Source organism: Stenotrophomonas bentonitica, from assembly GCF_002887735.1.
Taxonomy (GTDB): domain Bacteria; phylum Pseudomonadota; class Gammaproteobacteria; order Xanthomonadales; family Xanthomonadaceae; genus Stenotrophomonas; species Stenotrophomonas bentonitica_A.
The window spans coordinates 137504-150508 of record NZ_PKQP01000008.1 but is presented as its reverse complement, the minus strand read 5'-3'; the positions used below and the strand labels follow the sequence as shown (position 1 = coordinate 150508).

The following is a 13005-nucleotide window of genomic DNA, read 5'->3' as shown; positions in this document are numbered from 1 at the left end:
GTCATCACGCCCGGGCGCGCACGTCCCAGCAGGCGGCAGTGAACGTCACCGAATCGCCGTCGACGAACGGCTCGAAGGCATGCAGCACCTCCTCGAGCACCTTCGTTCGTACGTCCGCAGCCAGGTCGTTGTTGCGCAGTGCGCTCCCGACCGGTCCCAGCAGCGAGACGTACGTCGCCAGATCCGCTCGGTCGATCCGGCACACGACATCCAGCGGCAGCAGCTCGATATCCTCCCAGCCGCCGTCGCCCAGGATCTGCTCGACCCGGGCCTGATCGGCAAACGCAAACTGACCCGGTGCGCCGGGCTGGCGCGGTGGCAGCGTCAGCCAGGGCGCCGCGGCGCGCTCGGCGGTGCTCATGAAGGCATTTTCGTCCGCCCCACGCCAGGCCAGCGCCTGCAGCACCCCGCCGCGTCTGGCGGCGCGCTGCAGTTGGCCGAACGCCTGCGCTGGGTCATCGAAGAACATCACGCCGAAGCGCGACACGATCCGGTCCAGGCTACCGCGCGCGAATGCGTGCTGCTGCGCGTCGGCGACGATGAACTCCACGGCCAGGCCGGCGCGCTGCGCGCGCACGCGCGCCAGGGCGATCATCGGGGCGGAGATGTCGACCCCGGTGACGTGTGCCTCCGGCCCCAGGCGCCCGGCCATGCCCAGCGCCACTGCGCCGGTGCCGCAGCCGACATCCAGCACCCGCAGATCGTCGCCCGGCGGGATCGCGGCCAGCAGATGGTCGGCCAGCGGCGCGAACATCTGGTCGAGAAGGCGCTGCGCGTCCACCCAGGCCTCACCGGCCGGGCCATTCCATAACGCGTGCTGCGAGGTATCGGTCATTGAGCGGCTCGATCTGGGCGTGCCAGTGGGATGAGGGAAATGCACTGTGCCATCTCAACCAATGTTGAGGTCAAGCGCCAAGGGCTCAGCCCCGCCACACGTCCACCAGCAGCTTCACATTCAACACGATGATCAGGCCGCCGATCAGCCACGACAGCGCGATCAGCCACCTCGGCGCCACCAGCGCCCCCATCTTGGCCTTGTCCGAGACGAACCGCACCAGCGGCACCACCGCGAACGGCAGCTGCATCGAGAGCAGCACCTGGCTCAACACCAGCAACCGTGCGGTGCCTTGCTCGCCATAGATGGCCGTGACCACCACCACCGGCACGATCGCGATGCCGCGGGTGATCAGCCGCCGCGCCCACGGGGCGATCCGCAGCCGCAGGAAACCTTCCATCACGATCTGGCCGGCCAGCGTCGCGGTCACGGTGGAGTTGATGCCCGAAGCGAGCAGGGCGACCGCGAACAACGTCGAGGCCAGGCCGACGCCCAGCATAGGCGCGAGCAGTTCGTAGGCCTGCTCGATCTCCTGCACATCGGTCCGGCCATGCGCATGGAACACCGCGGCCGCCAGGATCAGGATCGAGGCGTTGATGAACAACGCCAGCATCAGCGCGATGGTGCTGTCGGTCACCGCCCAGTGCAGCGCGCTGCGGCGACCGGCATCCGTGCGCGGGTAGGCGCGGGTCTGCACGATGGAGGAGTGCAGGTAGAGATTGTGCGGCATCACGGTGGCACCGATGATGCCGATCGCCAGGTACAGGGCCTTGGGATCGGTCACCACCTGCGCGTGCGGAATGAACCCGGCCAGCACCGCCTGCAGCGGCGGGGCGGCGATGAAGATCTGGATCGCAAAGCAACCGAAGATCACCAGCAGCAGCGCGATCACGAACGCCTCAAGGGCACGGAACCCACGGTTCATCAGCAGCAGCACCAGCACCACGTCCACCGCGGTGATGATCGCGCCGGCCAGCAGCGGGATCCCGAACAACAGCTTCAGCGCGATTGCCGTGCCGATGACTTCCGCCAGATCGCAGGCGATGATCGCGATCTCGCACAGCAGCCACAGGCCCAGGTTGACCGGCTTTGAATAGTGGTCGCGGCAGGCCTGCGCCAGATCGCGCCCGGTGGCGATGCCCAGGCGCGCCGAGAGCCCCTGCAGCACGATCGCCATCAGGTTGGAGAGCAGGATCACCGAGAGCAGCAGGTAACCGAACTGCGCACCGCCGGCGATGTCGGTGGCCCAGTTGCCCGGGTCCATGTAGCCGACCGAGATCATGTAGCCCGGGCCGAGGAAGGCCAGCAGCCGGAACCACCAGTGACCGCCACTCGGGACCGCGACGCTGGCGTTCATCTCGCCCAGGCTGGGCGTATGACCGGCCGAGGACGGCCAGGCGGGGGCGTTTTCTGGGCGGCGTTGGATGTCCACGGCCGCAATATAGCAGAGGCTATGTTAGTAAGGCTTTGCAATGTGTGGCCTCCCAACGCCTTAACCCTGAACCGCGTATCGTCACCGCTCTTTTCAGCTGGAGTGGATGCATGCGTTGGATCGTGTTGTTGGCCGCATTGGCCATGCCCGTGGTGGCGTGGTTCTCACAGACCGGCGCGTTCGGCCCGACCAACGGTGCAGTGTCCGACCAGTACCCGACCCTGCTGGTCGCGGCCGGTTATGCCTTCGCGATCTGGGGTCTGATCTTCCTGTGGGACGTGCTGTTCGGATTCTGGCAGCTGCGCCTGCGCAAGCCGGACATCACCGGGGTGCGCCCGTGGGCGGCGGCCGGTTTCGCGTTGACCGCCGCCTGGATGCCCGTGTTTTCCAACCAGTGGTTCCTCCCGGCGCTGGCGATCATCTGGGCCGCCTTGCTCTGCGTGATCGTGGCCGCCTACCGCGCCTCGCCGGTCACCGCGCCGGGTGGCCAGCGTGCGTGGGCTGCCTATCCGTTGGCGCTGCATGCCGGTTGGTTGTCGCTGGCGGCCTTCCTCAATACCGCCCAGGTGATCGTCGCCCATGGCTGGCTGCCGACCGACAACATGCTCGGCTGGAGCCTGGTGCTGCTGGTGCTGGCCACGCTGCTGGTGCTGGTGGTCAACCAGCTGCTGCGCGGGCACTTCGCCTATCCGGCCGCCGTCATCTGGGCGCTGGCCGGGATGTACGTCAAGCAGTCCGGCTGGGATCTGCCGGGGGCCCACAACATCGCCATCCTGGCGCTGGTGCTGATCATCATCGTGGTGATCCAGACCATCTGGCTGCGCGTGCGCGCCTGGCACCAGCCGCGCGCCATCGTCGCCGCCCATCGTCATCGCCGTTGATTCCTTCTGCAGGAGATACCCCATGAACATCGCAATGAAGGCGCGCGGCTGATGCGCGCTGCCATCCACACCACCTTCGGTGACCCGACCCAGGTCCTGCACGGCGGCGACGTGCCGCAGCCGGCCCCGGCGGCCGGCGAGGTGCGCATCCGCACCGTGCTGGCGCCCATCCACAATCATGACCTGTGGACCGTTCGCGGTCAGTACGGCTACAAGCCCGAACTGCCCGCCGTCGGTGGCAGCGAAGGCACCGGCGTGATCGACGCGCTGGGCGAAGGCGTCGACGGCCTGAAGGTCGGCCAGCGCGTCAGCGCCGCGTCGGTGCACGGCACCTGGGCCGAGTACTTCATCGCGCCGGCGCGCATGGTCATTCCCATGCCCGACAGCATTGATGACAACGCGGCGGCACAGCTGATCGCCATGCCGCTCAGTGCCTTGATGCTGCTGGAGTTCCTGCAGGTGAAGCAAGGCCAGTGGATTCTCCAGAATGCGGCCAACGGCGCGGTCGGCAAGGCGCTGGCGATGCTGGCCAAGGCACGTGGCGTGCACTGCATCAACCTGGTGCGGCGCGACGCGGGCGTGACCGAGATGGCCGGACTCGGCATCGACCACACCATTTCCACCGCGCAGTCCGACTGGATGGCCCAGGTGCAGGCCACGGTCGGCAAGGCATCGATCGCCGCCGCCGTGGACTCGGTTGGCGGGCGCGCCAGCAGTGAGTTGATGACCCTGCTGGGCGATGGCGGCACGTTGGTGTCGTTCGGCTCGATGACCGGTGAGCCGATGCAGCTCAGCTCGGGCGATGTGATCTTCAAACAGGCCACGGTGAAGGGCTTCTGGGGCAGCAAGGTCAGCCAGGCGATGGCGCCGGAAGACAAGCGGCGCCTCGTTGGCGAACTCCTGCAGCTGGCCGCACGCGGTGGATTGAGCCTGCCGGTGGACGGCGTGTTCGGGCTGGATGAGGTGGCCGCTGCCGCCAAGGCCAGCCTGGAGCCAGGCCGTAACGGCAAGGTGCTGCTGCGCCCCTGAGAAGGACCGGTAGAGCCGACCGTTGGTCGGCTGCCCTTGACCCGGGCGCTGCGTCAGCCGACCAACGGTCGGCTCTACGTGGGATGTGGCGCCGCCTCAGCCGACCAACGGTCGGCTCTACGTGGGATGTGGCGCTGCGTCAGCCGACCAACGGTCGGCTCTACCTTTCTGCGCGCAATGCTTCGATCACCACGCGCATCGCGCTGGAGGATTGCCGGCGGCTGGGGTAGTAGGCGTAATAGCCGTCGAAGGGATCGCACCAGTCCGGCATGACACGCCGCAAGGCACCGGCGGCGATGTCCTCAAGCACCATGTCCTCGGGCAGATAGGCCAGTCCGGCACCGGCCAGGGCGGCGCGACGGATCGCGCTGCTGCCGTTGAAGGTCCATTGGCCGTCCACGCGCACGTTCACCTCCTCGCCGTCCTTTTCCAGGTCCCACACCATCAGCCCGCCGTGGGTGGGCAGGCGCATGCCGATGCAGTTGTGTGCGGCCAGATCGGCCGGCACCTGCGGCGCGGTATGCGTGGCGAAGTAGGCCGGGCTGGCCACGATCGCCATGCGCTGCGGCGGGCTGATCGGCACGGCGATCATGTCCTTGGCCACGCGCCCGCCCAGACGGATGCCGATGTCGTAGCGCTGGGCGACGATGTCGGCCAGGCCGTAGTCGATGGTGAGCTCCACACGCAGGTCGGGGTAGGCGGGCAGCACGGCCGACAGCCGCGGCCACACGATCGTGTTGGCCGCATGTTCGGCGGTGGTGATGCGGATCGTGCCGGCCGGGCGGTCGCGGTACTCGCTGATCGCGGCCACTTCGGCCTCGATCTCCTGCATGCGCGGCGCGACGGTGTCGTACAGCCGCTCGCCAGCCTCGGTCATCGAGACGCTGCGCGTGGTCCGGGTCAGCAGGCGCACGCCCAGGCGCTCTTCCAGGCCGCGGACGGTGTGGCTCAGCGCAGACTGCGAGACGCCGAGCTGGGCGGCCGCGCGGGTGAAGCTGCGCTCGCGCGCGACAGTGACGAACACCTGCAGATCGTTGAAATTCTCGCGGGCCATGGAGCGGGGGCCGAGGGCGCATGGCAGTCATGCGCGCCCATGATGCGCGGGCCCGACTGATGAACTCAAGTAGCGTTGTTTACCCATTAATGAGGATCAGTCATGGCTGCATCCCGGTTGCGATGGGTAGTTCCCGCGCGGGGCCAGGCCTAGAGTGAGGGTCCCGGCGGCGTGCTTCGTCGCTCCCCACAGGAGATCGCTTCATGGACCTGTTCACCGCCGCGCTGTCGCTTTCGATGGCCGCCACCGCGCCCGCCGAAGCGGCGCCCATCGCCATCACCCGCGCCGGCAGCACCGCCTCGGCGGCCGGCCCGGCCGATTACTTCACCGGCCGCGTGCGCATCGATGCGCCCTTCCAGGCCGATGCGCCGGCACGGGTCGGCGGAGCGACGGTCACCTTCGAGCCCGGTGCCCGCACCGCATGGCATACCCATCCGCTGGGCCAGACCCTGATCGTGACCGCAGGCGTGGGCAGCGTGCAGGAGTGGGGCAAGGCTGCGCGCGAGATCCGCCCCGGGGACATCGTCTGGATTCCACCGGGCGTCAAGCATTGGCACGGCGCGCAGGCCACCACGGCCATGACGCATATCGCGATCGCCGAAGCGGTGGACGGCTCGCCGGTGACGTGGATGGAGCAGGTCAGCGACGCGCAGTACAGCGGCGGCTGAACGTCGGCGCGCGATGGGGACGGTCGTGTCACATCCGCCTGCGTAGGCTTGCCGCTGGATCGAAACAGGAGAACCGTCTTGAGCACTGTCTTCATCGTCGGCGCGGCCGGCAAGGTGGGTCGTCATCTCGTCAAGCAGCTGGCTGAAAGAGAGCATCGCGTGCTCGCGCTGCATCGCCGTGCCGGGCAGGGCGATGAACTCAGCGCGCTGGGTGCCACGCCGGTCCCCGGCGACCTCACCGCCATCGACGTGGACACGCTCGCCCGCAGCATGGCGGGCAGCGATGTGGTGGTCTTCACCGCCGGTGCGGGCGGCGCAGGCGTGGACGTGACCAACGCCATCGACGGCCGCGGCCTGGAACTTGCCGTGGATGCCGCCCGGCAGGCGGGCGTGCGTCGTTTCCTGTTGGTCTCGGCATTCCCCGAAGCCGGCCGCAACAAGGCCATGGGCGAGGGCTTCGAGAATTACATGACGGTCAAGAAACGCGCCGACGTGTATCTTGCCGCGACCGATCTGGACTGGGTCATCCTTCGCCCGGGCACCTTGAAAGATACAGCAGGCACCGGCCGCGTCACCGCGGGACCGGCGATCGCCTACGGCGATATCCCGCGCGCCGATGTGGCCGCCACCCTGGTCGCGCTGGTGGAACAGCCGCAGCTGCGGCGGACGATCATCGAGCTGACCGAAGGCGACCAGCCTGTCGATGCAGCGATCGCGGCGCTCGCCCACGCGTAAGCGGGGTTGCCTGGTGCGGCAATGGTAAAATCGCGCTTCCACACCGCAACACAGACGAGCACGCCATGACCAACGCCTCCTTCTATCCCATCGGTACCCCTGGCCAGCCCTGGGGCGCTGAAGAGAAGGCGCAGTGGCGTGCCCGCCAGGTGCCGCAGCGGCGCTATGCCGATGACGTGCTGCCGGTGCTGGAGGCATTGCGCGGGCGCTTCGATGTCAGCCAGTACGGCACGTTGGATTACGCCCCGGACCAGTACCCGCTGTTCGCCGTGCGCAGCCGCGACTGGAACCCCGCGCTGCCGACGATGCTGGTCACCGGCGGCATCCACGGCTACGAAACCAGTGGCGTGCAGGGTGCCCTTCAGTACCTGCAGACCCGCGCGGCCGAGTACGCCGGGCGCGCCAATCTGCTGGTGGTGCCCTGCGTCAGCCCGTGGGGCTATGAGCGCATCCAGCGCTGGAACGCCGAGGCGATCGATCCGAACCGCTCCTTCATGGTCAACAGCCCGGCGGCCGAAGCGGCCGCGCTGATTGCTCTCGTCGCGCCGCTGAAGGGCAGTATCGTGATGCATATCGACCTGCACGAAACCACGGACAGCGATGAAACCGAGTTCCGCCCGGCCCTGGCCGCGCGCGACGGCAAGCCGTTCGAGCCGGGTCTGATCCCGGATGGTTTCTATCTGGTCGATGACAGCGAGAACCCGCAGCCTGCGTTCCAGACCGCCGTCAACGCGGCCGTCGAACGGGTGACCCACATCGCCCCGGCTGACGACAAGGGCGAAATCATCGGCTCGCCGGTGGTCGCCCCCGGCGTGATCGAATATCCGCTGGAAAAGCTGGGTCTGTGCGCCAGTGTCAGCGGTGCGACCTTCACCACCACCACCGAGGTGTACCCGGACAGCCCGCGCGCCACCCCGCAGCAGTGCAACGATGCCCAGGTGGCGGCGATCTGCGCGGCGATCGATTACGCGTTGGCCGCCCCCAGGAACTGATCCAGCAACCACAGCGCGGCCGGCCCCAGCGGCGCGCCCTTGCGCCACACCGCATCGGTGGAAACCAGCCGTGGCCAGCCCGGCAGGGGCAGCTCCACCAGCATGCCCCGGCCGTAGCGCGTGACCAGCGCGCGCGGCAGTTCGGCCCAGCCGAAGCCGTCCTCGGCCATCTCCAGCACCATCAGGTAGTCCGAGGCGGACCACGTCCGCCCGCGTGCGTGGCCCTCACGGCAGGCGTCGCCGCTCAGGCAGATCTGGCGATGACCGGCCAGGTGCAATTCCTCCGGCGCGGCCACGGCGGCCAGCGGGTGAGCGGCGGCCACGAATACCGCCATCTCCGCACGCAGGGGCAGGGCGCGCACCGCCAGTTCGGACGGGTAGGCCGGCTGATGCGGCATCAGCCCGAGATGGGCACGGCCGCGCTGCACCACGTCCAGCACGTCACTGCCTTCGGCATCCAGCCATTCCAGTTCGATATCCGGAAAACGATGCTCGAACCGACGCAGCAGATGCTGATCCGGATTGAGCTGGTAGATGTCCGAGAACACCAGGGTCAGGCGCGGTTCGACCTCGTCGGCCAGGCGGATGCTGAGCTGCTCGAGGCGGTCGGCGGCGGCCAGGATTTCCTGCGCATGGCCGAGCACTTTGCGGCCGTCTTCGGTCAGCACCGGGTAACGACCACTGCGATCGAACAGGGTGAGGCCCAGATCCGCTTCCAGCGTGGCGATCGCGGTGCTGATGGTGGATTGGGTCTTCTTCAAACGGCGTGCGGCGGCGGAGAACGAGCCGAGGGCCGCGGCCTCGACGAACGCGTGCAGGGATTCAGGGCCATAACGCATGGATGTATCGCCTTTGTCGATGGATTCCATCTTGGGACTGATGGAAAAGGCGATGATAATGGGCGCGTCGCTTGGGTGCCATTGACCGGCTGCCGTACCGACCAACGCTCGGTACCTACCGGACGGCATGCCCGGATTTACCGGACCACGTGCCGACCCGGTGTCGGCAGCCATGTCACCCGGCCAGCAGCGACGCATGCGCATCCGCCATCCCGGCCGATGCCCCGGTGCCCGGCATTCCGCCGGCGCGTACCGGCCGCAATCAAGGAGCTTTCCATGCACACACAGGTGCATTCGCAACCCCGTGCCCGCGGTGGACTGATCGCCTGGGCCTGCCTGACCGTGGCGATCGTCGCCGAAGTGGTCGGTACCTCGTTCATGGCCGATGCCGCCCGTCATGGCGGCTATGTGGGCTATGCCGTGATGGCCGTGGCCCTGGCCATTTCGTATTACTTCCTTGCGCTGTCGGTGCGCGGCATCGCGGTCGGTGTCGCCTACGCGGTATGGGAAGGCCTCGGCCTGACCCTGCTGACCCTGGTCGGTATTTTCGTGTTCAAGGACAGCCTGTCGGTGCAGCAGATGATCGGCCTGGTGATGGCGGCGGTCGGCATCGTCTGCGTCACGCTCGGCGAGGAGCACACGCCATGAATCTCACCGCCTTTCTGTTCGTGGTCTGCTCGGCCCTGATCGACATCGCCGCCAACATGATGGTCGCCAAGTCCGATGGCTTCCGTAAGCCAGCGTGGGGCGTCGCCGCGATCGTGCTGGTCTGGATCGCGTTCGCGATGCTCGGCCAGGCGGTCAAGACCCTGGACCTGGCCACCGCTTACGCGATGTGGGGTGCGATCGGTGTGATCGGCACCGCGCTGTGCGGGCGCGTGCTGTTCGGCAATCGTCTGCGCCCGATCGGCTGGGTGGGCATTGCGCTGGTCACCGCGGCGGTGGTGGTGCTGTCCAGCCACTGATCCCGCTCAGCGGAACAACTGGTTCAGCACCGTGCCGGAGGCCGCGTCCGCGAAGCCGTCGAAGCGGCCTTCGTCCTTGAGCAACTGCGAGGCGCGCATCATCCCGCCCCAGGCAGTACGCGCCATCGCACCGCCAACGCTCACCCGGCGCACGCCCATGGCGGCAATGTCCTGCAGGGTGAACGGCAACGCGCTGCCCACCAGCAGGTTGACCGGTCGCGGTGCCACTGCGGCCACCACCGCCTCGATCTGCTCGCGGGTGCTGATGCCCGGTGCGTAGAGGCAGTCCGCACCCGCCTCGGCATAGGCGCGCAACCGCGTGATCGCATCCTCCAGGTCCGGGCGGCCGACGAAGAAGTTTTCGGCACGGCCGATCAGCACCACGTCCTCTCCGGCCTCGTCGATCGCACGGCGCGCCGCGCGCACCCGGGCCACGGCATCGTCCAGCGTGCGCAGCGGATGGTCCGGGTCCGGGCTGGCGTCTTCGATGGAGATGCCAGCCACGCCCGTGGCGATGGCAAGGGCGACGTTGCGGCCGACCTCCTGCAGCGTGCCGAAGCCATCGCCGAAATCGGCGTTCAACGGCAGCGGGGTCGCGGCGGCGAGGGAGTGGAGATGGGCGAGCGTTTCCTCCAGCGTCAACGTGCCATCAGCCTGGGCCTGGCTCCACGCATAGCCGGAACTGGTGGAGGCCAGTGCCTGGAAACCGAGGCTGTGCAGATAGCGTGCGCTACCGGCGTCCCACGGGTTGGGCAGCACGAAGCAGCCGTCATCGTGCAACGCGCGGAAGGCCGCGCGGCGCGGGCGGGGGTCGAAGGACAGGTCCGTCATCGTGCGCATCCGGTAAACAGTGGCCTGATGGTAACGCCCGCCGCTGCCACGCCCATGCTGCGCTTGCCCGGGTGCCTTCTGCGTGCAAGTCTGGGGCTGCGCCGGGCCGCGGGCGCAGCCAAGGAGGCGCGCATGCTCGAGGTGATCGATCTGCTGTTGGCCCCGCTGTTCAGGATCAGCCCGGTGCGGTATCTGCGCGATCCGGCCTACCGCCAGCGCATCCACCGCGAACAAGGCAAGGCCGGGCGCTATCGCATGATCTTCCTGATGCTGCTCGTACTGGCCGCGATCGCACTGTTGGCGCTGGTGATCCTCGCGCGCTACGGGCGTTAGCGAGGAACAGTCAGGGCAGTCTCAGGCGCGCACCCACCGCGCGCACAGCCCCACCAGCACCAGCGTCACCGCCACCGCGCTGAAGGCGAACACCAGGCTGCTGGCCTGCGCCACGAAACCGATCAGTGCCGGGCCGGCCAGCACACCGGCATAGCCGAGCGTGGTGATCGCCGGGATGGCCAGGCTTTCCGGCATGACCTTCTGGTTGCCGGCCATCGAGAACAGGGCCGGCACGATGTTGGCGCAGCCCAGGCCGACCAGGGCATAACCGCACAGGGCCAGCGGCATCCAGGCAGCGAACGTTGCCAGCGCGAAGCCCGACGCCGCGACCAGGCTGCCGATCAGGATCGAACGATGGCGGCCGAGCCTGGCCACCACGCCATCGCCGACGAGACGGGTCACGGTCATCGCGATGGCAAAGGCCAGGTAGCCCAGGCCGGCGCGCGAGGGATCGACCTGCTGCACTTCATGCAGGAACACCGCGCTCCAGTCCAGCACCGAGCCTTCGGCCAGGAACGCCACGAAACACAGCACCCCGATCGTGAGCACCACGCCTTGCGGCACCGCGAACATCGGCGCATCACTGGGGGCCTTGTCGGTCCGCCAGTGCGGCAGCGAAAGGGCCAACAGCGCGGCCATCACCGCAGACGCCAGCAGGCAGACCAGCCACGGCGGCAGGTGGAAGGCGAGCAGGGCGGTCATCGCGCCGGCACCGACGGCGCCGCCGATGCTGTAGAAGGCGTGGAAGCCGGACATCATCGGCCGGCCGCTGTCGCGCTCGACCATGATCGCCTGCATGTTCATCACGCAATCGCAGGCGCCCACGCCGGCACCGAACACGAACAGCACCAGGCCCAGGGTCAGCGGCGAGGGCGCGACGGCAAGCAGGGGCAGGGTGGCGATCACCATCACCAGCGTGGCGATCATGACCGCGCGGCAGCCGTGGCGTGCGGCGAGCATGCCGGCGATCGGCATCGCCAGCAGCGAGCCGGCGCCCAGGCACAGCAGCACCAGGCCCAGTGAACCTTCATCCAGCCCGGTGCGGTGCTTGGCGAACGGGACCAGCGGCGCCCAGGCAGCGGTGGCGAAGCCGGGCAGGAAAAAGGCAGCGCGGGTGGCGTGCTGCTGCCCGCGGGCGGCAACGGAAGAGAGCGGGGTCATTGGTCTGGAGATTCCTGGGAAAGTGTCAACGGCGCGAGGCGAGCTGGATATCCACGCCGCGACGGACGAATGCGTCGATCTGCGGCGCAGGCGCATCGGCTTCGAGCACCAGCACATCGATGTCATCGACGGTGCCGATGCGATGGCTCGCCTGGGCGCCGAGCTTGTCGTTGGTGGCCACCACCACGCAGCGGCTGCTGGCGGCCAGCATCGCCCGCTTGAGGGCGGCTTCTTCGCCATCGACTGCCCACAGCCCCTGCTGCGCATCCACTGCGCAGGTGCCGATGAAGAACAGATCCACGCGTAGTCCGCCCATGGCCTCCAGTGCCTGCGCGCCCACGGTGGCGCCGATGCGAGGGTCAAGGCGGCCGCCGATCAGCGTGACCTCGATGCCGCCGCGCGCCATCAGGGTGAGCGCGATATCCGGTGCATTGGTCAGAATATGCAGGCCTTCCAGCGCTGGCAGGCAGGCGGCGATGGCGCTGTTGGTGGAACCGGCATCGAGCAGAACGGTGTCGCCGGCCCGGATCTGAGCGGCGGCCTCGCGTGCCAGTGCCTGTTTCTGCGTTTTCTGCACGGTTTGGCGGGCACTCAGCGGGGGAAAGTCCGGGGTTGCGGGCAGTGCGCCGCCATACACCTTCCGGCACAGGCCCTGCTGCGCGAGATCGCGCAAATCGCGGCGGATCGAGTCCTCGGAGACCTGAAGGTCCACTGCCAGCTGGGCCGAAAGAACCCGGCCGTGTTGCTGGAGCAGGCCGAGGATGGTCTGCTGGCGTTCGCTGGGGAGCGTGTCCGGGGCGGGTGTCATGGCGAAAGCGGCCTGTACTGAGTCTGCGTGGTGATGCACATTCTATTGAAGTGCGCATGAACGTGCAAATGCCCGGAGCAGCCGCATTCAACCGCCTTGCTCGCGGGTAAGCCCGCCGGTCGAACATGACCTTCGCTGGCGTCGCTGGCCTCTATGTCGACTCTGGTGTCGCCGCCATCGTCGGCGTCGCCGCCATCGCCGCCATCGCAGCCATCGCCGCCATCACTGCCATCACTGCCATCAACGGCACGGAGGTCTGGAGGATGTTCTGGGTCACGACATTGGTTTGACCCAGAACCAGAAGGCATGTCGATATGCATTGCGCACCGCACTCGCCAACGGTAGGTGCGCACACGGTTTTCATCGAATCTGAAAGATTCATCGAGTGCAATGCGCGCGGCGTGCAAGGCGTTGTGGACCGTTTTCGGCAGCGACGTCCCGC

General features: G+C 67.9%; 16 protein-coding genes. 9 read left to right on the top strand and 7 right to left on the bottom strand.

Features of this window, described 5'->3' with window-relative positions:
- Nucleotides 1-4: 4 nt before the first annotated feature.
- Together C0R07_RS15000 and C0R07_RS14995 are read right to left on the bottom strand one after the other, a co-directional pair.
- Nucleotides 5-835: a class I SAM-dependent methyltransferase gene (locus C0R07_RS15000; protein WP_102789307.1), complete on the bottom strand. Its 831-nt coding sequence runs from the start codon at nucleotides 833-835 to the stop codon at nucleotides 5-7.
- An 85-nt stretch (nucleotides 836-920) separates the two neighbouring features.
- Nucleotides 921-2261, bottom strand: a complete 1341-nt coding sequence (locus C0R07_RS14995) for an Nramp family divalent metal transporter (RefSeq protein WP_102789345.1) — start codon at nucleotides 2259-2261, stop codon at nucleotides 921-923.
- 116 nt (nucleotides 2262-2377) lie between these two features.
- Here C0R07_RS14995 and C0R07_RS14990 point away from each other — a divergent pair, with 116 nt between their 5' ends.
- Entirely contained in the window at nucleotides 2378-3148 is a 771-nt protein-coding gene (locus C0R07_RS14990; RefSeq protein WP_070473934.1) for a hypothetical protein, read from the top strand.
- Nucleotides 3149-3199: 51 nt separating this feature from the next.
- Nucleotides 3200-4177, top strand: a complete 978-nt coding sequence (locus C0R07_RS14985) for a zinc-binding dehydrogenase (protein ID WP_070473936.1) — start codon at nucleotides 3200-3202, stop codon at nucleotides 4175-4177.
- A gap of 160 nt (nucleotides 4178-4337) precedes the next feature.
- Here the strand turns inward: C0R07_RS14985 and C0R07_RS14980 are convergent, their stop codons facing one another.
- On the bottom strand, nucleotides 4338-5231 hold the full coding sequence (locus tag C0R07_RS14980; protein WP_070473938.1) for a LysR family transcriptional regulator: 894 nt from the start codon (nucleotides 5229-5231) through the stop codon (nucleotides 4338-4340).
- Between the two features lie 203 nt (nucleotides 5232-5434).
- Here C0R07_RS14980 and C0R07_RS14975 point away from each other — a divergent pair, with 203 nt between their 5' ends.
- The 3 genes from C0R07_RS14975 (at nucleotide 5435) to C0R07_RS14965 (ending at nucleotide 7626) form a co-directional block, all read left to right on the top strand.
- Nucleotides 5435-5899: a (R)-mandelonitrile lyase gene (locus tag C0R07_RS14975; RefSeq protein WP_102789306.1), complete on the top strand. Its 465-nt coding sequence runs from the start codon at nucleotides 5435-5437 to the stop codon at nucleotides 5897-5899.
- 78 nt (nucleotides 5900-5977) lie between these two features.
- A complete protein-coding gene (locus tag C0R07_RS14970; protein ID WP_102789305.1) occupies nucleotides 5978-6634 on the top strand; it encodes an SDR family oxidoreductase in 657 nt (218 codons plus the stop codon).
- Between the two features lie 65 nt (nucleotides 6635-6699).
- Complete coding sequence (locus tag C0R07_RS14965) at nucleotides 6700-7626, top strand: M14 family metallopeptidase (RefSeq protein ID WP_102789304.1); 927 nt, start codon at nucleotides 6700-6702, stop codon at nucleotides 7624-7626.
- Here C0R07_RS14965 and C0R07_RS14960 read toward each other — a convergent pair.
- Complete coding sequence (locus tag C0R07_RS14960; protein WP_102789344.1) at nucleotides 7599-8465, bottom strand: LysR family transcriptional regulator; 867 nt, start codon at nucleotides 8463-8465, stop codon at nucleotides 7599-7601. The two genes, C0R07_RS14965 and C0R07_RS14960, sit on opposite strands and share 28 nt — an antisense overlap.
- Before the next feature lie 276 nt (nucleotides 8466-8741).
- Here C0R07_RS14960 and C0R07_RS14955 point away from each other — a divergent pair, with 276 nt between their 5' ends.
- Entirely contained in the window at nucleotides 8742-9113 is a 372-nt protein-coding gene (locus tag C0R07_RS14955) for a DMT family transporter (protein ID WP_102789303.1), read from the top strand.
- Nucleotides 9110-9430, top strand: a complete 321-nt coding sequence (locus C0R07_RS14950) for an SMR family transporter (protein WP_019184628.1) — start codon at nucleotides 9110-9112, stop codon at nucleotides 9428-9430. The genes C0R07_RS14955 and C0R07_RS14950 overlap by 4 nt, the downstream gene beginning before the upstream one ends.
- A gap of 6 nt (nucleotides 9431-9436) precedes the next feature.
- Here the strand turns inward: C0R07_RS14950 and C0R07_RS14945 are convergent, their stop codons facing one another.
- Nucleotides 9437-10261, bottom strand: a complete 825-nt coding sequence (locus C0R07_RS14945; protein ID WP_167390382.1) for an isocitrate lyase/PEP mutase family protein — start codon at nucleotides 10259-10261, stop codon at nucleotides 9437-9439.
- A gap of 132 nt (nucleotides 10262-10393) precedes the next feature.
- Between C0R07_RS14945 and C0R07_RS14940 the strand changes: the two genes are divergently transcribed.
- Nucleotides 10394-10594: a hypothetical protein gene (locus tag C0R07_RS14940; RefSeq protein WP_019184625.1), complete on the top strand. Its 201-nt coding sequence runs from the start codon at nucleotides 10394-10396 to the stop codon at nucleotides 10592-10594.
- A 21-nt stretch (nucleotides 10595-10615) separates the two neighbouring features.
- Here C0R07_RS14940 and C0R07_RS14935 read toward each other — a convergent pair whose 3' ends face one another.
- Together C0R07_RS14935 and C0R07_RS14930 are read right to left on the bottom strand one after the other, a co-directional pair.
- Nucleotides 10616-11755 carry an MFS transporter gene (locus C0R07_RS14935; RefSeq protein WP_102789301.1) on the bottom strand — a complete coding sequence of 380 codons (1140 nt, stop codon included), beginning with the start codon at nucleotides 11753-11755 and terminating at the stop codon, nucleotides 10616-10618.
- A gap of 25 nt (nucleotides 11756-11780) precedes the next feature.
- Nucleotides 11781-12563, bottom strand: a complete 783-nt coding sequence (locus C0R07_RS14930; RefSeq protein WP_102789300.1) for a DeoR/GlpR family DNA-binding transcription regulator — start codon at nucleotides 12561-12563, stop codon at nucleotides 11781-11783.
- A 125-nt stretch (nucleotides 12564-12688) separates the two neighbouring features.
- Between C0R07_RS14930 and C0R07_RS19925 the strand changes: the two genes are divergently transcribed.
- On the top strand, nucleotides 12689-12853 hold the full coding sequence (locus C0R07_RS19925; protein ID WP_167390381.1) for a hypothetical protein: 165 nt from the start codon (nucleotides 12689-12691) through the stop codon (nucleotides 12851-12853).
- Nucleotides 12854-13005: the final 152 nt, after the last annotated feature.

Coding starts and splice junctions, on each gene's coding strand:
- C0R07_RS14940 (WP_019184625.1), top strand. CDS start 10,394: ATGCTCGAGGTGATCGATCTGCTGTTGGCCCCGCTGTTCAGGATCAGC.
- C0R07_RS14935 (WP_102789301.1), bottom strand. CDS start 11,755: ATGACCCCGCTCTCTTCCGTTGCCGCCCGCGGGCAGCAGCACGCCACC.
- C0R07_RS14985 (WP_070473936.1), top strand. CDS start 3,200: ATGCGCGCTGCCATCCACACCACCTTCGGTGACCCGACCCAGGTCCTG.
- C0R07_RS14980 (WP_070473938.1), bottom strand. CDS start 5,231: ATGGCCCGCGAGAATTTCAACGATCTGCAGGTGTTCGTCACTGTCGCG.
- C0R07_RS14990 (WP_070473934.1), top strand. CDS start 2,378: ATGCGTTGGATCGTGTTGTTGGCCGCATTGGCCATGCCCGTGGTGGCG.
- C0R07_RS14955 (WP_102789303.1), top strand. CDS start 8,742: ATGCACACACAGGTGCATTCGCAACCCCGTGCCCGCGGTGGACTGATC.
- C0R07_RS14960 (WP_102789344.1), bottom strand. CDS start 8,465: ATGCGTTATGGCCCTGAATCCCTGCACGCGTTCGTCGAGGCCGCGGCC.
- C0R07_RS14965 (WP_102789304.1), top strand. CDS start 6,700: ATGACCAACGCCTCCTTCTATCCCATCGGTACCCCTGGCCAGCCCTGG.
- C0R07_RS14930 (WP_102789300.1), bottom strand. CDS start 12,563: ATGACACCCGCCCCGGACACGCTCCCCAGCGAACGCCAGCAGACCATC.
- C0R07_RS14945 (WP_167390382.1), bottom strand. CDS start 10,261: ATGACGGACCTGTCCTTCGACCCCCGCCCGCGCCGCGCGGCCTTCCGC.
- C0R07_RS19925 (WP_167390381.1), top strand. CDS start 12,689: ATGACCTTCGCTGGCGTCGCTGGCCTCTATGTCGACTCTGGTGTCGCC.
- C0R07_RS14975 (WP_102789306.1), top strand. CDS start 5,435: ATGGACCTGTTCACCGCCGCGCTGTCGCTTTCGATGGCCGCCACCGCG.
- C0R07_RS14950 (WP_019184628.1), top strand. CDS start 9,110: ATGAATCTCACCGCCTTTCTGTTCGTGGTCTGCTCGGCCCTGATCGAC.
- C0R07_RS15000 (WP_102789307.1), bottom strand. CDS start 835: ATGACCGATACCTCGCAGCACGCGTTATGGAATGGCCCGGCCGGTGAG.